This is a genomic window from Novosphingobium profundi (assembly GCF_020524485.1).
Taxonomy (GTDB): Bacteria; Pseudomonadota; Alphaproteobacteria; order Sphingomonadales; family Sphingomonadaceae; genus Novosphingobium; species Novosphingobium profundi_A.
The window spans coordinates 214,715-234,663 of record NZ_JAIVLF010000001.1 but is presented as its reverse complement, the minus strand read 5'-3'; the positions used below and the strand labels follow the sequence as shown (position 1 = coordinate 234,663).

Here is a 19,949-nt window from a genome sequence, read left to right as displayed (position 1 = left end):
TTTTGACGCACACCCCGGGATATCGGCCTGAAATATGCACAAATGCGCCTCCTGCGCTAAACTAATTAATTTATTTTCAAATACTTACATCAATCTCGAATCGGTTTGACCTCCGCCAGAGCGATGGGGATAGGGCGGCCATCACACGCGGCGAACGTCCCGGGACGCTCATACCGCGCACCAGGCATTCCCCCTCCCAGGGTCAGCAGAGAAGAGACACGATGTTCACCACGCCCCCCATCGCCTCCTCCAAACGGGTGCAGCCCGCAGCGAGGCGCGCATGAAAAAAGCTCTCAAGATCGTCGGCGGCCTCGTGGCCGTCTGCCTTGTGGCCGCAGCCGTGTTCCTGCTGCGCCCGGTCAGCTGGGGCGGCACCCCCGAGGCCGAGAACGAAGAGCCGGTCGACGTCGTCCTGATCGGCGGGGGCATCATGAGCGTGACGCTCGCCACCTACCTGCAGGAGCTCGAACCGACCTGGGACGTGCACCTCTACGAACGCCTCGACCAGGTCGCCGAGGAAAGCTCGAACGGGTGGAACAACGCGGGCACCGGTCACTCGGGCTATGCCGAGATGAACTACACCCCCGAGATGCCCGACGGTTCGATCAACATCGACAAGGCCGTCAAGACGGTCAGCGAATTCGAGAAGTCGCGCCAGTTCTGGGCGCATGAAGTGGAACTGGGCAACCTTCCCGAGCCCTCCACCTTCATCAACCCCACCCCCCACATGGCCGTCGTCTTCGGCGAAAAGCGCATCGAATTCCTGCGCAAGCGCTGGGAAGCGCTGACCGCGAACCCGATGTTCTATGGCATGGAGTTCAGCACCGACCCCAAGCAGATCGCCGACTGGGCCCCGATCCTGATGGATGGGCGAGACCCGGCCGAGAAGGTCGGCGCGACGTTCATGCCGCTGGGCACCGACGTCAACTACGGCGCGATCACGCGTGGTCTGGCCGATGGCCTGCGCCGCAACCCGCGCTTCCACATGCACCTCTCCAACGAGGTCCGCGGCCTGCACCAGAACGCGGACAAGACCTGGAACGTGACCGTGCACGACCTCGCAGCGAACGAGAATCACACGATCAAGTCGCGCTTCGTCTTCATCGGGGCCGGCGGCGCGGCGCTCAAGCTGCTGCAGCTTTCGGGCATTCCCGAAGGCAAGATCTACGGCGGCTTCCCGGTTGGCGGCCAGTTCCTGGTGATGGACGATCCCCGGATCGCCGACCGCCACAACGTCAAGGCCTACGGCATGGCGGACGAAGGCTCGCCCCCGATGTCGGTCCCGCATATCGATGCGCGCAAGATCGACGGCAAGAACTACGTCCTGTTCGGCCCCTTCGCGCTGCAGAGCACCAAGTTCCTCAAGAACGGCTCGTGGTGGGACCTGTTCTCCTCGGTCTACGACAACAACGTGGGCACCATGCTCAAGGTCGGTGCGGACAATTTCAACCTCGTCTCCTACCTTGCCGACCAGGCCGCCCTCACCGATGAGGACCGCCAGAAGCAGCTCGCGCAGTACTTCCCCAAGGCGCAGCGTTCGGACTGGAAGCTGATTACTGCGGGCCAGCGCGTCCAGATCATCAAGAACGATCCCGAGAAGGGCGCGATCCTGCAGTTCGGCACCGAGATCGTCTCGGCCAAGGACGCCTCGATCGCCGCGCTGCTGGGCGCCTCGCCCGGCGCCTCGACCTCGCCCTCGATTGCCTACAACGTCCTCAAGAAGGTCTTTCCGGACCAGGTTGCAGGCCGCTGGAAGGGCAAGCTCGACGCGATCTACCCGGCGCAGGACAAGGTCCTGAACGATGACCCCGCGCTGGTAAACCGCATCCGCAAGACCACCAGCGACGCGCTCAAGCTGCCCTACATCACGGTCCCGGAAGACCTTAAGGGCGCCAAGGACGCGAAGGCCCCGGCCAACGACAACGCGCCCGCCCCGGGCAATCTCAACTCTGAGATGCAGGCGCTTTAAGGCACACAGACCAGTCACCCACGGGAAAGCCCGGAAGGAGAGATCCTTCCGGGCTTTTTCGCGCGCGCAGGGCCTGGGAGGTCAGCGTGCGGCGACCGGAGCCTCGGGCGAACGGGCTGGAGCAGGGCCGCCTCCGATCCGCTCGGACAGGCGGATCTGGGGAATGCGCGTGGCGACCAGCGCGGCCAGCACGGTCAGCACGCCCCCCATTGCGAAGTTCACAAGGAAGGCATTCTCGTAGACCTGCGCAAGGCGGGAGAGACCTTCCGGGCCCAGTGTGCGCGCCAGCACCGCGCCCTGGCTGACGACCTCCTCCACCCGCTCGGCCGGGAACCAGGCGAGCGCATTTGCCCGGATCTGCTGCGAGAGGATCAGCCCGGCAATGCCCACTCCGGCCACGGCCGCCAGCTGGTTGCAGAACTGCATCGAGGAGGTGCCAAGCCCCAGGTCCTCGCGCGGGACGGTGTTCTGGAGCGCGACCATCAGGTTGGGCATGCACAGCCCGCCGCCTGCCCCCATCATCATGCAGCTCACGATCCAGGCGGGCAGTCCTAGCTCCAGACGCGTGACGGCGGCGAGGCAGAAAAACCCGCAGGCCAGAAGCGCCATGCCGCCCACGATGGGCGCCTTGTAGCGTCCGGTGCGCGCGATGATCTGCCCCCCGATCAGAGAGACCGCGGTGCCCGCGATCACATGAGGCAGCAGCATCAGCCCGGACTGCGCGGTGGAGAGCCCGCCCACCATCTGAAAGAACAGCGGCAGGTAGACCGAGGAGCCGAAGAAGGCGAGGCCGATCATCGCGCTCGACAGGACCGTGCGGGCAAAGACCGGGTTCGCCAGCATACCGACCGCGAGGATGGGCTCCGCCGAGCGCCGCTCCTGCCAGACCAGCAGCGCGAAGGCGCCGATGCAGGCCAGCGCCATGCCCGCCATTTCCCAGACAGAGGCCGCGCGTGTTCCCTCCAGCGCGCCCAAAAGCAGCAGGAAGCTGACCGTGCCGACCACCAGCAGGGCAATGCCGGGAAAGTCGATCACGTGCTCGCGGCGATGGGCAAGACGGCGCGGCAGGACGAACCACAGGACCGCCAGCGCCAGCGCGCCAATCGGCAGGTTGATGTAGAACACCCAGCGCCATCCCCAGACTTGCGTCACCGCGCCTCCCACCACCGGCCCGGCAATCCCGGCGAGCAGATTGGTGAGGTTGAAGAGGCCCTGGTAACGCGGCCGCTCGCGCGGGCTGACGATGTCACCCATGGTCGTCATCGCCAGCACCTGCACGCCCCCTGCCCCCAGCCCCTGCACCGCGCGAAAGAGGATCAGCTGGAGCATCGAGCCAGCCAGGCCGCACAGCAGGGAGCCCAGAAGGAAGAACGTGATCGAGACCGTGAACAGCGCGCGCCGCCCATGGATGTCGCTGAACTTGCCGTAGAGCGGCATCGTCACCGTCGAGGCCAGCATGAAGGCGGTCATCACCCAGGAGAGGCGCTCCAGCCCGCCGAACTCGCTGACGATGAGCGGCAGCGCGGGGTTGATGATGAAATTGTCGAGCGAGGCGAGCGCGGTGGTCATCAAAAGCCCCACCAGCGTCACCCAGAAGCGCAGACGCCCCTGCGCTTGTACCTCCACGCTATCCGCCGCGCTCATCCGCTCACTCCGACAGAGGCCGCGCCATCCTCGAGCGCTGTCGGTGCACCGCCGCGCCGGCGGCACACGCCAAGGTACGCCAGCGCCGCAACCGAGAAGATCATGTGCAGGACGCCGATCATCACGAAGGGCGCGGTCAGCCCGATGATGTCGAAGAGGTAGCCCGCGACGAAGGAGACCACGACCACGCTCACCGTCCCGAAGAAGGCGAGGAGACCATAGGCGGTGCCGCGAAGGTCGGCGGGCGCCTCTTCGCCAAAGAGGGCCTGCTGGGCGATGGTCTGGGTGCTCTCGGCATGGCCGATGAACAGCGCGAGGATGAAGATGCCCCAGCCCGTCACGCTGTCGACCAACGGTGCGCACAGGAACGCCGCGCCCACCAGCACGAGGCTGAGGATATAGATGAAAAGACGGTCCACCTTGTCGAGGATCGGGCCCAGGATCGGAGGCACGACGAAGGAAGAAACGCGCATCAACGCCATGACCGTGCCCGCAATTGCCAGCGCCTCGGTGGTCGAGACGCCCTCCTGCGCGCCGCGCAGCGTGATCCACAGCGCAAAGAAGGAGCCCACCACCGCCTCGTCGGTGCGCACCACAAAGGAGGTCAGGAGCAGGACGCCGAAACGGCGGTTGGTGCGGGTGTAGCCTAAGATGCGGCCGAAATTGCGGGTAAGGTCGCGAAAGCCGCTTGTCCCGCGCGCCATCAGCGGTGCGCGCACGGTGCCCGGCGGCGGGCCTTCGGGCCTGTCGGGCAGCAGGAACAGCGCGGTGATGATGGCTGCGCCAAAGCCCACCGCGCCGCACAGCCAGAGCGCAAAAGTGCCTGCCTGCGCCACGTCATACCCGGCCGCATTCAGCCAGCCGGGCAGCGCGCCCCCGATCACGCCCACCATGAGGATGTTGATGAGCCCGTAGAAGATCATCACCAGCGCCATGAATTTCCCGCGCGAACCGTTGTCGACATAGTCGTAGAACTTGGGCGGTCCGCTTGCGGTGTGGGTGCTCGAGGCAATGCCGAAAAAGAAGCGGATGACGAACAGCGTGACGACACCGCCCGCCAGCGGATAGGCAACGGCCGCGAGGCTGTAGCCGGTCAGCGCGAAGACCAGCAGCGCCTTGCGCCCGATCTTGTCGGCGAGCGCGCCGGCAAAGCTGACGCAGACCAGCACAACGGCCTGCTGCACGGTCATCAGCTGGCCCGCGAGCCGCCCCTGCCGCTCAGGCGCGATGCCGATCATTTCGGAAAAGACGTAGGGCTGCATCAGGTTGATGAAGGCCGAGACCATCACCGCGATCCCGGTGATGAACAGGAACACGAAGACCTCCCGCACCGGGACCCCCTGGGCCAGGACAATCGGGCCTATCCGTGCCGGGTCGGCCTGCTCGCAGGAGGGGGACGAATCGCGCCTGTTCATGGACGGTGCCTTTCGCGCTGAAGGTAGGAAGAAAGGGGCACGCCAGATGGCGCACGCAGCCTCCAATCAGGGCTCAAGCATATGAAGAGGCGGGACGCTTTCCACTAAATTGGGCATGTCCAGAGGGCCTTTTAGATATGCCTATTTCGACTATTGTTCCAACCTTGCCTTGCGACTTACGCTCCATGCCATGGGGATTTGACCCGGACTGGCCCGTTGATTTTTCGGCCCGGTCCGAACGGCGCGGCACGACGTGCAGCCTTGCAGGGGGGGCGACCATGGCAGAGCATTGGGACATCGCGATCATCGGCGGCGGCACGGCAGGACTTCCCGCGGCGATCACGGCCGCGCGCGGCGGGGCCCGGGTGATCCTGGTCGAGGCCGCCGAGGAGCTGGGCGGCACGCTGCACCTGACAGGTGGCAGTATCGCGGGCAGCGGCACGAAGGCGCAGGCCGCCAAGGGCATCGAAGACAGCGCCGAGCGCCACTACCGCGATTGCCTCACCATCGGCGGCCGGACCGCGCAGGACGATGTGCTGCGTTTGTGGACCGACAATGCAGGGGCCACCATCGACTGGCTCTATGGCGAAGGTGTCCCCTTCGGCGAGCAGATGCCCACCTTCAGCGCCGCGCATGAAGCCTATGACGCGCCCCGCACCTTCACCCCGCCGCGCGGGGGCAAGGACCTTGTCGACACGCTTGTCCCCATGGTCCTCGAACTGGTCGCGCAAGGGCGCATCGAGCTCAGGCTGGCAACGCGCATGACCGCGCTGGCCTGCGATGCCACGGGCGCCGTCGTCGGCGTGGAGGTGTGCAGGGCCGATGGATCGCAGACCACGCTTCGCGCCGATAACGTGGTGCTCGCCTGCGGGGGCTACGGCGCCAATGCCGCGCTGTGGGAGCGGCTCCATCCCGGCACCCCCTATCGCACCTACGCCTGGCCCACCTGCCGGGGCGATGGGCACCTGGCCGCCGAAGCGGCGGGCGCGATCCTTGCCCACGCGCAGAACTTCCTGCCCACCTATGGCGCCTCGGAAGACATCGATGCCCCCGGGACCTTCTGGATCCACTCGATGGTCGCGCCCTCGATGCGCGCGCCCTGGGAGATCAACGTCAACATGCAGGCCCAGCGCTTCATGCGCGAGGACCTGCCCAGCCCTGACGGGCGCGAGCGCGCGCTGCGCGCCCAGCCGGGCCAGGCCTTCTGGACGATCTACGATGCGCGCATCCGGGCCGAAGCTCCGCCGCTGTTCCGGTGGGAACCGGAAAAGGTCGCGCGCGCCTTCGCGCAGAGCCCCGATTTCGTCGAGGCCGCCAGCGTGTCCGAACTGGCCGCAAAATGCGGGCTCGACGCGGCCACGCTGGAGGCCACCATCGCCGCCTACAACGAAGGGCAGCAAAGCGGCGAGGACGCCTTCGGGCGTGAACACATGCCTTGCCCCATAGCCCAGGCCCCGTTCTACGCAGTCCGCCATGTCTCGACCTCGGTCGTGACATGGGGCGGAATTACGGTGGACGGCGAGCTTCGCGTAACGGACGCAGACGGCGCACCGATCCCCGGCCTCTATGCCGCAGGCGAAGTGCTGGGCATGGGCGTCTTTGGCGCGGTGTTCCTCGGCGGATCGACGATGTCCTCCGCGCTCACCTTCGGCAGGCTGCTGGGCGAGCGCCTTTCCGCGGCAGCCGCCACCGCATCGCCCACCCACATCGCCGCACAGAGCCCGGCATGACCGGACGCGCCTTTCAAGGAGACCTTCCATGCTGACCGACCGCGGATTTTCCAAGCGCAACCGCCGCGTGCGCAGTCTCGATGTCGAAAGCTACTCGGACTTCGTCCTGGGCTTTCGCAACTGGACCTACAACGATCTCGACAAGCCTGCGCGCGAACGCGCCGACGAGATCATGGCGGACCTGCGCATCAACGCCGAGGACGCCCCGCTCGATGCCTTCCGTGACCAGTTCCACGACGATCCGGTGATCGCCACGCGCGTGCGCGCCTGGCTCTCCAGCCAGCAGCTGATGTGGCAGAACGTGCTCGACCACTACGAGCAGCACAAGGACTTCTACCACGCCGACATGCAGGACGTGGACGACAAGGGCCCGGGCACGCTGGAGCTCAACACCGGCATGGACATGCCCGACTACGTCAAGCACGAGATCCACATCCAGCCCGGCGGCTACACCGGCAACGACTTTGCAGGGCCGCTCTACCACTACGGCACCAACACCTTCTACAAGGGCCAGAACAACGAGGACGAGTTCCAGTTCGGCATTGCCGAGACGCTGGCAAAGCCCAAAGACGGCAAGATCGAACGCATCGTCGACATCGGCTGCGGCATCGGCCGCCTCAGTGTCGCGCTTGCCGAGACCTTCCCCGAGGCCGAGGTCTGGGGCCTCGACGTCGGCGGGCCGCTGGTGCGCTATGCCCACCGCCGCGCGGTGGAACTGGGAACGCCTGTCCACTTCGCCCAGCGCCTCGCCGAGGACACCAAGTTCGCAGACAACAGCGTCGACATCGTCGCGGCCTACATCCTCTTCCACGAGGTGTCCGAGCAGGGCGCGAAGGACATCGTCAAGGAAGTCTTCCGCATCCTGCGTCCGGGCGGCGTCTTCGACGTGACCGATTTCCACACCGGGCGTGCCCGCTCGAACGATCCCTACCGCCGTTTCATGGGCTGGATCGACCACGTCTACAACGCCGAGCGCTGGTCGCACCAGTTCGGCCAGAAGGACTTCCTCGACACCCTGCGCGAAGCCGGCTTCGAGGTCGAGAAGGGCGAGAACCGGCACTGGGGCATCGCCTGCTACATCGCGCGCAAGCCCGAATAGAGCGCCACATCCCAACCCCCGGGGCGGTCCAGGCCCCGGCGGGTTTCCTGCATTCCCGGAACACCCGGGGCCGCTATCTGCGCGGCCCCGCGAGGACCTGTGCATCCGCACGCCATTCGACACGACCGAGGCACAACTACGACCAAAGGCACGACCAGAGACACGACCAAGAGGGGGGTAAGCGTAACCATGAAGTCCATCACGACCCGTATCGAGAAACGCCGCACCGACCGCCGCCGTACCTTGCGCGCCGCCGCCGCCGTTCCCGCACTCGCCACCGCGCTGGCCGCAGGCGCCGCGCTGCTGCCCGGCGCGGCGTTCGCGCAGTCGGGCCCCAGCGCCGAACCCGCTGCCGAGCCCGCCCAGGCCACGCGCGGCGAGGCCATTCTCGTCACCGCGCGCCGTACCGAGGAGCGCCTCGAATCGGTCCCCCTCGCGATCACCGCCTTCTCCGCGGAATCGCTCGAGGCGCAGGACATCCAGTCGCTCAACGACATCTCTGACAGTTCGCCCGGTTTCCAGTTCCAGAACCAGGCGGGCGGAGGCTCGGGGCGTAACGACCGCTCGATCAACAACCTGACCTTCCGCGGCCTGTTCCTCGCCAACGTCACGCCGATCTCGCAGGGCGGCCTCGTCTTCATCGACGGCGCGCCGGTCATCAACTCCTCCGTTCCGGCGATCGACGACGTCGCCCGGGTCGAAGTCCTGAAAGGCCCGCAGGCGGCCTACTTCGGCCGCTCGACCTTCTCGGGCGCGGTCAACTTCGTGACCAAGGCCCCCTCCTACGAATTCGGTGGCCGGATCAAGGCGATGTACGGCAACTACGGCTCTAACCAGGTTTCGGGCAGCGTGGAGTTCCCGCTCATCGACCAGGTCCTGGCCCTGCGCGTAGGCGGCAGCCACGTCTTCGAAGGCGGTCAGTACACGAACTCGGGCGATCCCAACGAGACCTTCGGCGACCGCAAGAACGATGTGGTCAGCGCGCAGATGCTGTTCGAGCCGGCCTCGAACCTCAAGATCACCGGCTTCTTCTCCTATGGCGAGATGCACGACGGTCCGCCTGCGCAGGCCGCGCTCAAGAACACCGAATTCAATTGTGACCTTGGCGGCACCTCGGGCAGCTACTGGTGCGGGGCCCTGCCCAACCGCATGCCCGAGGCGCTGATCGGGGGCAATTACGACCTCGACGAGACCGCCTATGGCATCCTCATCGACAACGTCGATGGCTATCCCACGATCTTCGATCCCTCGTTCAACCCACGCTCCGGGCTCAAGCGCCAGACGGTGCAGGCGGATCTGCGCATGGACTGGGAAATGGGCAACGGCATGCTGCTGAGCTCGATCACGGCCTACCACACCGACCGCACCCAGACCGCGCTCGACCTCACCTTCCGCGACACCAGCGGCTATCCCAACCCCAACTTCGGGATCATCCCGGGCGCGCCCTCGTTCAACCACTGGCTGCTCAACTACCAGACCGACATCAGCGACTTCAGCCAGGAAATCCGCCTGACCTCGGCGCAGACGAACCGCCTGCGCTGGACACTCGGGGCAAGCTATTTCACCGCCGACTACGACAACGGCGCGATCTACGGGCTCAACGTCTTTGGCAGCGGCAACTCGAGCACGCTGCGCAACCAGAAGCCCAAGACCCCGGCGATCTTCGGCGCGCTCTATTTCGACATCACGCAAGACCTCACCATCGGCGCGGAAGGGCGCTACCAGTGGGACAAGATCGAAAGCTCGATCCTCGCCAGCAGCTCGGGCGTCTACTACCCCGAACCGCTGGTCTCCAAGGCCACCTTCAAGAGCTTTTCGCCGCGCGTGACGCTGGACTACGCCTTCGCGCCCGACAGCACCGCCTACATCCTGTTCTCGCGCGGGTATCGTCCGGGCGGCTTCAACGACGGCTACGGCGCGCTCACGCCCACCGAGCAGGCCCAGATCGCCACCTCGGCGGGCGCGACCTACGATGAAGAGCGGCTCGACAACTACGAGGCGGGCATCAAGACCGCGTTCTGGAACGGGCGCGCCTCGCTGCGCGCGGCAATCTACATCGACAAGTACCGCGGCGGGCAGGTGGCGAACAGCTACACCTACTATCCGGACGGCTCGCCCACCATCAACCTCATCAACGTCACCGAGAACATCGGCGCGGTGGACCTGTGGGGCATCGAGCTGGAAGGCGATGTCTCGCCCATGGAAGGCCTCAGCCTCAGCGGCTCGTTCGGCCTTGCCGAATCCGAGATCAAGAGCTTCGTGTGCGCCGAGTGCCTCAACATCGCGGGGACTAACGATGCCACCGGCAACCGCCTCTCGGGCGTGCCGCGCCTGACCTGGACCGCGTCGGCCAGCTACGAGCACCCGGTTGCCCAGGACTGGTGGGGCTATGCCCGGCTCGACTACCGCCACCGCGGACGCCAGTACGTCGACTATTACAACGCGGCCTGGAGCCGCAACGACGACAAGGTCGACCTGCGTATCGGCGCGCGCCAGGACAACGGCCTCTCCTTCGAGGCCTTCGCCACCAACCTGTTCAACGAACAGACCCTCACCGGCTTTCGCGGCACCGACCTCGTCACGCTGGCCACCAACGACATCCGCATCGCGCTTCCCGAAAAGCGCCGGCTGGGCATCCGCTTCAGCTACGAATTCTGATCCCCTTCAAGAAGAGAGAACTGCCATGAGTGTAACCGAGGCATCCCGCGATACAGACGCCGAAACCGGCTTCGTTTCTGCCGAGGACGACTTCATCTTCGCGGATTCGGACAACATCTCGCTGTTTCCCGAGCAGGTCGTGGACAACCTGATGCACGTCGTCGTCGCGCTGGGCGCCGAAATGTGGACCATGCGCCGCCGCCTGATGGTGACCGAGAAGGTGCTCGAAAAGGTCGGCGTCTCGAGCGCCGACATCGAGCAGTACCAGCCGAGCGAGGAGGACCTTGCCGCCTGGGCCGAAGAACGTGACATCTTCATCAAGCGCACTTTCGGCGCACTGGAACGGCGCGGCGGCGCCAATGTGAAGCAAATGGACTTCTCCAGGAACATGTAAGCCCGCAGGCCCGGTCCTCCCGACAGGGACCGCCGGGCCTGTCCCTCATCCGCGCAGCACCAGCCCGCACGGCAAATACCCGGGAGAGCCCCCAAGATGCACAACGAATTCGACGTCCTCGTGGTGGGAGCCGGGACCGCTGGCGTGCCCGCGGTGCTTGGTGCGGCCGCGCGGGGCCTGCGCGTCGCGCTGGTCGAAGCCGCCGAGGAGATCGGCGGCACCCTTCACCTCTCCAGCGCCTCGATCAGCGCAGCGGGCACCTCGCTCCAGAAGGCCGCAGGCGTGGAGGACAGCGCCGATGCGCACTTCGCCGATTGCCTGCGCATCAACCATGGCACCGGCGACCCCGAACTTCTGCGCCTGTGGGTCGACGAAGCGGGCGACATGATCGAGTGGCTGCTCGCGATCGGCTGGACCTGCGATCCGGGCGAAGCCGTGCTCGCCCCCGAGCACGACCTCTACGACCGCCCGCGCACCTACCGCAGCACCAAGCAGGGTTTCTCGCTGATCGAGGCCTATCAGGCGCAGATCGACAAGGCCGTGGCGAACGGCAACCTCACTCTCATGACCGGCACACGCTTTTGCGAGCTCCTGCTCGATCACGGGCAGGTCTGCGGTATCGTGGCCAAGAGCGGCGAGGAGGTGCGCGAGATCGCCGCAAAGGCCGTCATCCTCACCACCGGCGGCTTCAGCGGCAGCGCGCGGCACTGGCAGGAACTCCACGGCCTCGTACCGCTTCGCTATCATGTCGAGACCGTGCGCGGCGATGCCATCGACCCGGTGCGCACGGCCGGAGGCCGCCTGTGGTTTACCGACTATTGCCTGCCCGCCTTTGGCGGCACGCGGCGTCTCGACAGTCCGGCCTCGGCCTGGATCCACAGCGACATCCTGCCCTCGCGCCGTCCGCCCTGGGAGATCTACGTCAACGCGCACGGCGAGCGCTTCATGCCCGAGGACGAGCCCAGCATCGATGCGCGCGAACGCGCGGTCATGGCCCAGCCGAACTGGGCCTTCTGGATGATCTGGGACGAGCGCATCCGCGAGGAAGCCCCGCCCGTCTTCCGCTGGAGCGATGAACAGCTCGACGAACTCCTACGCGGCGACAACGAGGACTTCGTCGTGGCCGAAAACATCGGCGAACTCGCGCGCCTCTGCGGCCTCCCGGAAAAGACCCTGACGCAGACGGTCACGCTCTACAACGCGGGCCAGGCCGTCGGCAGCGACATGTGGCGCCGTCAGCACCTGCCCGCCCCCATCGCGCGCGGCCCCTTCTACGCGGTGCGCCACTACGGCTGTTCGATCAGCTGCTACCCCGGCGTTCAGGTCAACAAGGACCTGCAGGTCGTCTCGACCACCGGCGATCCCATCGAGGGGCTCTACGCTGCGGGCGAGGTGATCGGCATCGGGTTCCTGGGCCATGGTTTCCTCAGCGGCTCCATCGTCTCCTCGGCGATCACCTTCGGGCGCAAGCTCGGCCGTGAGGTCCTGGCGTGACGCGCTGGGCGCCGCGCGGCTATGCAGTCGGGCCCTACGGCCAGATCCACTACCGCCACGAAGGTCAGGGCCTGCCCATCGTGCTCCTCCACCAGGCGCCGATGACCTCGGCCCAGTACGACCGGGTGCTGGAGCCACTGGCGCGACGCGGCTTTCACGCCGTGGCCATCGACATGCCCGGCTTTGGCATGTCCGATCCTGTCGAGGGCACACCGCGCGTCGAGGACTGGGCGGCCTGCGTGCCCCCTGTCCTTGATGCGCTGGGGCACGGTTCCGCGACGATCTTGGGGCACCATACCGGCGCCCTTGTCGCCACCGAAGTCGCGCTTCAGTTCCCGGAGCGGGTGAACGCGCTTGTCCTCAACGGACCCATGCCGCTGACCGAAGAGGAGCGTGCCGAGTTCCTCGCCAACGGCTATCCGCGCGAACGCACGATCACCGCCCAGACCGACGGCGGCCAGTTCGCTGCCGTACACGCCGCGCGCACGCGCCTTGCCGCTGGCACGGTCGCGCCCGAACGGGTCAGCGAATACGTGGTCATGGCCTTCGAGGGCCAGGGCGCCTACTGGCATGGCCACCACGCCGCCTTCCAGTACCGTCAGGAAGAGACGCTCGCGGCCATCGCCTGCCCCACGCTGATCCTCACCAACACCGGCGACATCATCCACGACCATGCGCGCAAGGCCCACGAACTGCGCCCTGATTTCGCCTGGGTGGCGCTCGACGGCGGCGGTGTCGACATTGTCGACCAGCAGCCCGAAGCCTGGGCACAGGCCGTCGCCGACTTCGTGCAGAGCCTCTAGGTTGCGGCTCCCGCCGCGCGAGCCTCAGGCGAAGGCGGCAATCTCGGTGGTGGCCGGATCGTAGGTCATCAGCGTTTCATGCCGGGGATCGGGCTTTCCCCGCCGCGAGGTGTCGCCCGACTGGTTGATCTCGCCTTGCTTGCGCGAGGCGAGCAGCACCCAGTTCGCGCGTTCGCGCCGCGTTGCCTCGTAGCGCTGGAGCGCGGCGACCGGATCCGCCGTTTCGCCCAGGCTGCGCGCGAAAACCACCGCATCCTCGATCCCCATCGCCGCGCCCAGCCCCAGGAAGGGCAGCATCGGGTGCGCGGCATCGCCCATCAGGGTTACCCGGCCCACCGTCCATTGCGGCAAGGGATCGCGGTCGAACAGGGCCCATTTGCGCGTGCCTTCGCGCGGGGCGCTGGCGATGAGCCCGCGCACGTCCGCATTCCAGCCCTCGAACTTCTCCAGCAGTTCCTCGACATCGGCCGGGGTCGACCAGCCCTCGCCGATCCAGCTGTCGGTCTTCACGAAGGCCACCCCGTTGACCACCGCCCCATGACGGATGCGGTAGACCAGCACCTGCCGGTTGGGGCCCAGATAATTGACGGAAGGGCCCAGGTGCATGTGGTGGCTGACGTCCTCGAACGGAATGAGGAAGCGGTAGGCCACCTGCCCGGTAAAGCGCGGGTTTTCCTCGCCGAAAAGTTCGGCGCGCACGCGCGAATTGATGCCGTCCGCGCCTGCCAGGATCGGGGCGCGCACGCACGAACCATCGGCAAAGTGGGCGGTAACTCCGCTCGCGTCCTGCTCCAGACGGGTCATCTGCGCGCCGAGCGTGATCGCCTCGGGATCGGCGGCGGCCACCGCGTCCGCCAGGATCGCGTGCATGTCGGCGCGGTGGAGCTGGTAGAAATAGGGAATGTCGCCGCGCTCGCGCGCAATCGCCATCTGGTCAGGACCGCCCAACCGCTCACCAGTGCGCCAGTCCGCACCGCCTGCGCGCACCGGAATGTCGGCAGCCGCCTCGATGGCCTCACGCAGGCCGAGCGAGAACAGACCCCGGCTGGCGGGCTGGCTGAGCGTGATCCCCGCCCCGACATCGCCGAACGCATCGGCCTGCTCGAACAGGCGCACCTTGCGGCCCTGGCGGATGAGGCCGAGCGCCGCTGTCAGCCCCGCAATGCCGCCCCCGATGATGAGGATGTCGGCATCCTGCGCGCCTGCACTCCCGGACCCGTTCGCTGCCATCTTGTCCCCCTGAAAGACCTCGTTACGCCGCCAAGGTGTAAGCCTGCTCCCGGCAAGGCAAATCATTCCAGTTATGCCTTTCCTGGCGCCATTCCCGGTTTGACCGGCTAGCCCTGCCCCCCGCATGCTGCCCCCAGCATGGCCATCACACTCACCATCAACGGAAACCCCACAAGGCTCGACGCCGAAGGCGATATGCCTCTGCTCTGGGCGCTGCGCGATCTGGCCGGGCTTACCGGCACCAAGTTCGGCTGCGGCGCGGGCCACTGCGGCGCCTGCACGGTCCATATGGACGGCGAGCCCGCGCGCGCGTGCAGCGTGACGCTGGAGGAAGCCGCAGGCCGCTCCATCGTCACCATCGAAGGCGTCACCGGCGCAACCGCCCAGAAGGTGCAGGAGGCCTGGCTGCGTCACCAGGTCGCCCAGTGCGGATACTGCCAGCCCGGCCAGATCATGACCGCCATTGCGCTGCTGGAGGCAGGCTACGGCGATGCCGAAACGGTCGAAGCGGTGATGAGCGGCAACTTGTGCCGCTGCGCGACGTACCTGCGCATCCGCGCCGCCGTGCTGGACGCCGCCGTATGACCGGCCTTGCCACCTCCCGACGCGCCTTCGTGGTCATGGCGGGCAGTGGCCTGCTTCTGGGACTGGTCCCGAAGACCAGCCGCGCGCGTGAGGTCCACCGCCAGGGCCATCCCTTCGGCGAGAGCCTGTTCCGCGCCGATCAGGTGCCTGGCGACGAACTGGTGCGCCGCTTCCTCGAAATCGCGCCTGATGGCGCGGTCACGGTCTTTTCCAAGCATCTCGACATGGGCCAGGGCACCTGGAGCGGGCTTGCCTCGCTGGTGGCCGAAGAACTCGACGCCGACTGGACGAAAGTCCGGGTTACAGGCGCACCGGTCAGCGATACGGCTTACGCCAACCACATGTTCCAGCGTCAGGCGACCGGGGGCTCGACCTCGCTCGCCAACAGCTGGGACGAGTTGCGGCGCGCAGGCGCCGTCGCCCGCGCCATGGTGCTCGCCGCTGCCGCGCGCAGTTGGGGCGTACCTGTAGAGACCATTTCCCTGCGCGATGGCGTGCTGACCCACGGCGCGCGCCGCGCCACGCTGGGCGACTTCGCAAGGGCCGCAGGCGACGAAGAGGTGCCCGAAGAGGTGGCCCTCAAGCCGCGTTCGGCCTGGCGCCTGCTCGGCCGGGACACGCCCCGCACCGACATGCCCGGCAAGGTCACGGGCCAGACGAAATACGGGATCGACGGGGCCTGGGACGACATGCGCCACGCGGTCGTTGCGCGCACCCCCCGCTTTGGCGCCCGCCTGCTCCATGCCGATACGCGGGCCGCCCGCGCGATGCCCGGTGTCGAGGCGGTGGTCGAAATCCCGTCCGGCATCGCGGTCATCGCGCGCACGACCTGGCATGCCCTGCGCGCGCGCGACGCGCTCACCCTCACCTGGTCCGACGAAGAGGGCGAGACGCGCAGCGATGCTCAGATCGCGCGCGACCACCGCGCCGCCATGGACCGGCAGGCGCCCAGCTGGGACGACGTGCGCGGCGATCCCGCCGCCATGCTGGCGCGCGCAGCCACACGCGTGGAGGCCGAGTTCACCTTCCCCTACCTCGCCCATGCCGCGATGGAACCGCTCGCGCTGCTGGGCCGCTTCGATGGAACCCGCTGCAAACTGCGCGGCGGCTTCCAGACCCAGACCGACAACCGCGCGCAGGTCGCTGCGATCCTGGGGATCGAGGCCAAAGCTGTCGAACTGGAGACCGTCCCCGCAGGCGGCAGCTTCGGGCGCCGCGCCGGGTTCACGGGCGACTGGGTGGTCGAATTCGCCCAGCTCCTGAAGGCTGCGCGTGCATCGTACCCGATCAAGCTCACCTGGACGCGCGAGGACGACATGCGCGGGGGACATTACCGTCCGCTGATGGTCTACGCGATGCAAGGGGGCCTTGATGCGCAAGGACGCCTGCTCGCGCTCGACATGCGCCTTGCGGGCCAGTCGGTCACCGGGAACACCCCCTACCCCAAGCCGCCCTATCGCGACATCACCGTGCTGGAAGGCAACTTTCACGACCTCTACGACCATCCCCATTCACGCCTGCGCTTCTTCCATGCAGGCGCAGCAGTTCCTGTCGTGACTTACCGCTCGATCTCGAACAACCACACCGGCGTGGCCAAGGAGATCTTCGTCGACCGGCTGGCACGCGCCGCCGGGGCCGACCCCGTGGCCTTCCGCCTCGCCCTGCTGGGCGCCGAGCCGCGCCAGGCGCAGGTGCTGCGCGTGGCGGCCAAGGCGGCGGGCTGGGACACCCCGCCGCCGCGCGGCATCACCCGCGGTGTCGCGGTCCACCGCTCGGAAGGCAGCTGCGTCGCGCAAGTTGCCGAGCTCAGCGGCAGCCCGGAAGATTTTCGCATCGAGCGGATCGTCAGCGCGGTCGACTGCGGCCTTGCCGTCAATCCCGACACCGTGCGCGCGCAAGTCGAAGGCGGCACCGGCTTTGGCCTTTCGAGCGCGCTCTACGGCGAGATCAACCTCGATCACGGCGCGGCCAGGCAGGGCAATTTCGATGGCTACCGCCTCTTGCGCATGAACGAGATGCCCCGCCGCATTGAAGTCCACATGGTCGAAAGCGCCGAGAGGCCTTCCGGCATCGGCGAGCCCGGCTCGGTCCCCGGCGCGCCTGCCGTCATCAATGCCCTGGAGCGGATGGGCATGGCGCCGGTCACCCGCTTCCCGGTCTTTGCCTCTGCCTGAAAGCGCCGCGTCACACGCTGCGGCTCTCGACAATCTGCCAGGTGTTACGCCCGGTGAGACCCAGCAGCTTTTCCTTCACCAGGCTCGCCAGCTTGTGGCTCGGCACCGCATCGGAACGCTGCGGGCCGGTCGCCACGTAGAGCGTGCGGCGGACAAGGTCGCTGTCGATGCGCACGACATCGAAGCGCTCCATACCCTCGTCACGCAGAAGTGCGGCCGGCGGCAGGATGGCATGGCCCAGCCCCTCCTCGACCAGTTCGAGGATCGATCCCAGCGCGTCGATCTCGACCGCGATCTGGAGCTCGGCCTCGCGCGCCCGAGCGGCCTTCTCCAGGTCGCGGCGCAGCTGCTGGTGGGGCCCTGTCATGATGAGGGGAAGCTGGGTCAGGTCCTCGAAAGAGACAGGGCCCGCCGGTCCGCTGCCGCGCTTGCTGACCAGCACCAGCTGCTCTTCCACCACCGGGTCGCACAGCATGTTCTGGCTGCGGATCGGCGAATAGAGGATAGCGACATCCAGCCGCCCCTGCTGCACCCGCTCGGCAATGTCGCTGGACAGCCCCTCGACGAGGTGCAGCTTCACGTTGGGCAATTCGGAGCTGAAGTGCTGGGCGAGCGGGACACTGAGCGCCCGGCCCACGCTGGTGGGCATGCCAATCGCGGCGGTCCCGGCCAGAAGATTGCGCAGCTGGCTAAGCTCGCTGTAGGTCGCATCGATCGCCTCGCGCACGTTGCGCGCATTCTTGAGCAGGCAGCGCCCCGCCTCGGTCAAGGTCGCGCCGCGCCCGTTGCGGTAGAACAGCGGCAATCCCAGTTCCTCTTCGAGGTTGCGCACCTGGCGGCTGAGGAGGGGTTGTGACAGGCGCAGACTGACAGCGGCCTGTGAAAAGCTGCCCGTTTCCGCGACGGAAATGAAGTAGTCGAACTTGCGCGTGTCCATGCTTCCCCCTTCATGCCATGCCGGCATATCTGCTAGTAACTGTCGTCGATTTCGTGCCTTGCGAAGTTGAAATTCCCATTCAATACATTGTTTTTAAACATTATTTTTCGGATCTGCAGCGCACCTGAGATGGCCTGCACCGGCCCTCGCCCCAGTGGCATTCCCCGGCCTCCTGTGGCTTCCTTTTCCCCGAGAGCGCGCACGGCGGCAGCGCCCCTGCAAGGGCCTTCCGCGCGCGCCCACACAGTGAGGGGGAACGCGATGAAACAGGCAGGAGGCCAGCTGGCCGGAACGCAGCGCTCGGTCGTATTGGGCTTTGCCATCGGCGGGGCCGCGATGATGGCGGCCAACCAGGTCATCGCAGTGCTGGTGCTGCGCTTCCTGACCGACAACCTCGCGATTTCGGCGGGGATCGCGGCCACGCTCTTCGCGCTGGTGAAGATCTATGACGGCTTCGTCGATCCGCTTGCCGGTTACGCCAGCGACCGCGCGCGCACCCGCTGGGGACGGCGCGTGCCGTTCCTGTTTGCCGCAGGGCTGCTGATGCCGCTTTCCATCGTCGGCATCTTCGCCGCCCCGGCCTGGGAGAGCCAGCCACTGCTGCTGGTCTGGATCGGCGTCATGCTGGCGCTCCACGGCACCGCCTTCTCGCTCTACACCGTGCCCAGCACGGCGATGATCGTGGAAGTGAGCGATGATTACCACGCCCGCTCCAGCATCCTTGCCTGGAAGACCTACGGCAGTTTCGCAGGCCAGATTCTGGGCTCCTCGGTGCCGTCCTGGCTGCTCGAGAGCTGGGGGGCGGGCCGCGCGGGGCATGCCGCGATGGGCTGGGTACTGGCCGGTCTCATCGGCGCACTCGCGCTGGGTTCGATCCCGCTCCTCCTGCGCGCACGGGCCACCAACGCCGAGGCCAACCATCCGGGCCGCTTTGCCGACCAGCTGCGCATTGCCTGGAGCAACCAGCCCTTTCGCATCATGGTCTTCGTGCACATCGTCTTCATGGTGGGCGTGGCGACGGCCAGTGTCTCGAACGCCTATTTCACCCGCTACGTCCTTGCACGAAGCGATGCCTGGCTGGGGCTGTTCTATGTCTTCCTGACCGCGGGCAACATCCTCGCCCTGCCCGCCTGGCTGCGCATTTCGCGCCGTTTCGACAAGAAGAACGCCTATATCGCCGCGCTCGCCATCTACGGCTTTGCAGTGCTGAGCTGGGTTCTTGCCGGTCCCCACGAAACGATGATCGTGCTTGGCCTGCGCACCACCGTGATCGGCGCAGCGATGAGCGGGGTGGTGCTGCTCGCCGCTTCGATGCTGACCGATGCCGTGCGCTACGACTTCATCTGTTCGGGCCAGCGGCGCGAGGGCGCCTTCTCGGGCTTCATGAGCTTCGTCGACAAGATCTCGAACGCGGGCGGCCTGATGATCATGGGCGCGACCCTCTCGGCCATGGGGTACGCCGCCTCGAGTACGGGCGCCGCGCAGGCCCAGAGCACCAGCGCGGTCTTCGCCATCCGCATCTGCTTTGCGATCATTCCCGCCCTTGCCCCGCTCCTCAGCATCTTCCTGCTGCGCGGCTACACGCTGACCGAGCCCGACCTTGTCGAAACCGTGGCCGAGACGCCGCTTGCCATCCAGGACGTCGGCCTCGACAGCGAGGGAACGGCCGCCGCGGCAGCCGGTTGAAGAGGAAAGTCGGACATGAGCAGGTGGGCGTCGAAACACGGGTGGGGCTCCCTGACCTGAATGCGATTAGGTCAAGAGCGCCCCTCGCCTGTCAATTTTTCGAAAGACGCGTGTTCAACAGGCGATAGCCA

At 66.8% G+C, this 19,949-nt stretch carries 14 protein-coding genes; 10 read left to right on the top strand and 4 right to left on the bottom strand.

Annotation, left to right across the window (positions count from 1 at the left end; all coding sequences use genetic code 11):
* Window positions 1–280 precede the first annotated feature (280 nt).
* Window positions 281–1,969: a malate dehydrogenase (quinone) gene (gene mqo, locus LC060_RS01010; RefSeq protein WP_226631961.1), complete on the top strand. Its 1,689-nt coding sequence runs from the start codon at window positions 281–283 to the stop codon at window positions 1,967–1,969.
* A gap of 81 nt (window positions 1,970–2,050) precedes the next feature.
* Here the strand turns inward: mqo and LC060_RS01005 are convergent, their stop codons facing one another.
* Window positions 2,051–3,613, bottom strand: a complete 1,563-nt coding sequence (locus LC060_RS01005; protein WP_226631960.1) for an MDR family MFS transporter — start codon at window positions 3,611–3,613, stop codon at window positions 2,051–2,053.
* A complete protein-coding gene (locus LC060_RS01000) occupies window positions 3,610–5,028 on the bottom strand; it encodes an MFS transporter (protein WP_226631959.1) in 1,419 nt (472 codons plus the stop codon). Before LC060_RS01000 ends, LC060_RS01005 begins: the two co-directional genes overlap by 4 nt.
* 278 nt (window positions 5,029–5,306) lie before the next feature.
* Here LC060_RS01000 and LC060_RS00995 point away from each other — a divergent pair, with 278 nt between their 5' ends.
* The 6 genes from LC060_RS00995 (at window position 5,307) to LC060_RS00970 (ending at window position 13,206) form a co-directional block, all read left to right on the top strand.
* Window positions 5,307–6,758 carry an FAD-dependent oxidoreductase gene (locus tag LC060_RS00995; RefSeq protein WP_226631958.1) on the top strand — a complete coding sequence of 484 codons (1,452 nt, stop codon included), beginning with the start codon at window positions 5,307–5,309 and terminating at the stop codon, window positions 6,756–6,758.
* Between the two features lie 28 nt (window positions 6,759–6,786).
* Window positions 6,787–7,857 carry a class I SAM-dependent methyltransferase gene (locus LC060_RS00990; RefSeq protein ID WP_226631957.1) on the top strand — a complete coding sequence of 357 codons (1,071 nt, stop codon included), beginning with the start codon at window positions 6,787–6,789 and terminating at the stop codon, window positions 7,855–7,857.
* A 189-nt stretch (window positions 7,858–8,046) separates the two neighbouring features.
* Window positions 8,047–10,515 (top strand): TonB-dependent receptor, encoded by a 2,469-nt coding sequence (locus tag LC060_RS00985; RefSeq protein ID WP_226631956.1) that lies wholly within the window; start codon window positions 8,047–8,049, stop codon window positions 10,513–10,515.
* A 25-nt stretch (window positions 10,516–10,540) separates the two neighbouring features.
* Window positions 10,541–10,909, top strand: a complete 369-nt coding sequence (locus LC060_RS00980; protein ID WP_148627307.1) for a hypothetical protein — start codon at window positions 10,541–10,543, stop codon at window positions 10,907–10,909.
* A 96-nt stretch (window positions 10,910–11,005) separates the two neighbouring features.
* Window positions 11,006–12,403 (top strand): FAD-dependent oxidoreductase, encoded by a 1,398-nt coding sequence (locus LC060_RS00975; protein WP_226631955.1) that lies wholly within the window; start codon window positions 11,006–11,008, stop codon window positions 12,401–12,403.
* On the top strand, window positions 12,400–13,206 hold the full coding sequence (locus LC060_RS00970; RefSeq protein WP_226631954.1) for an alpha/beta fold hydrolase: 807 nt from the start codon (window positions 12,400–12,402) through the stop codon (window positions 13,204–13,206). Before LC060_RS00975 ends, LC060_RS00970 begins: the two co-directional genes overlap by 4 nt.
* Window positions 13,207–13,230: 24 nt before the next feature.
* Here the strand turns inward: LC060_RS00970 and LC060_RS00965 are convergent, their stop codons facing one another.
* Window positions 13,231–14,436 carry an FAD-dependent oxidoreductase gene (locus LC060_RS00965; protein WP_226631953.1) on the bottom strand — a complete coding sequence of 402 codons (1,206 nt, stop codon included), beginning with the start codon at window positions 14,434–14,436 and terminating at the stop codon, window positions 13,231–13,233.
* A 138-nt stretch (window positions 14,437–14,574) separates the two neighbouring features.
* Between LC060_RS00965 and LC060_RS00960 the strand changes: the two genes are divergently transcribed.
* Both LC060_RS00960 and LC060_RS00955 read left to right on the top strand, forming a co-directional pair.
* Window positions 14,575–15,021, top strand: a complete 447-nt coding sequence (locus LC060_RS00960; RefSeq protein WP_226631952.1) for a (2Fe-2S)-binding protein — start codon at window positions 14,575–14,577, stop codon at window positions 15,019–15,021.
* Entirely contained in the window at window positions 15,018–17,195 is a 2,178-nt protein-coding gene (locus LC060_RS00955) for a xanthine dehydrogenase family protein molybdopterin-binding subunit (protein WP_226631951.1), read from the top strand. The genes LC060_RS00960 and LC060_RS00955 overlap by 4 nt, the downstream gene beginning before the upstream one ends.
* A 10-nt stretch (window positions 17,196–17,205) precedes the next feature.
* Here LC060_RS00955 and LC060_RS00950 read toward each other — a convergent pair whose 3' ends face one another.
* Window positions 17,206–18,132, bottom strand: a complete 927-nt coding sequence (locus tag LC060_RS00950) for a LysR family transcriptional regulator (protein ID WP_226631950.1) — start codon at window positions 18,130–18,132, stop codon at window positions 17,206–17,208.
* Window positions 18,133–18,393: 261 nt separating this feature from the next.
* Between LC060_RS00950 and LC060_RS00945 the strand changes: the two genes are divergently transcribed.
* Window positions 18,394–19,818, top strand: a complete 1,425-nt coding sequence (locus tag LC060_RS00945; protein ID WP_226631949.1) for an MFS transporter — start codon at window positions 18,394–18,396, stop codon at window positions 19,816–19,818.
* Window positions 19,819–19,949 lie beyond the last annotated feature (131 nt).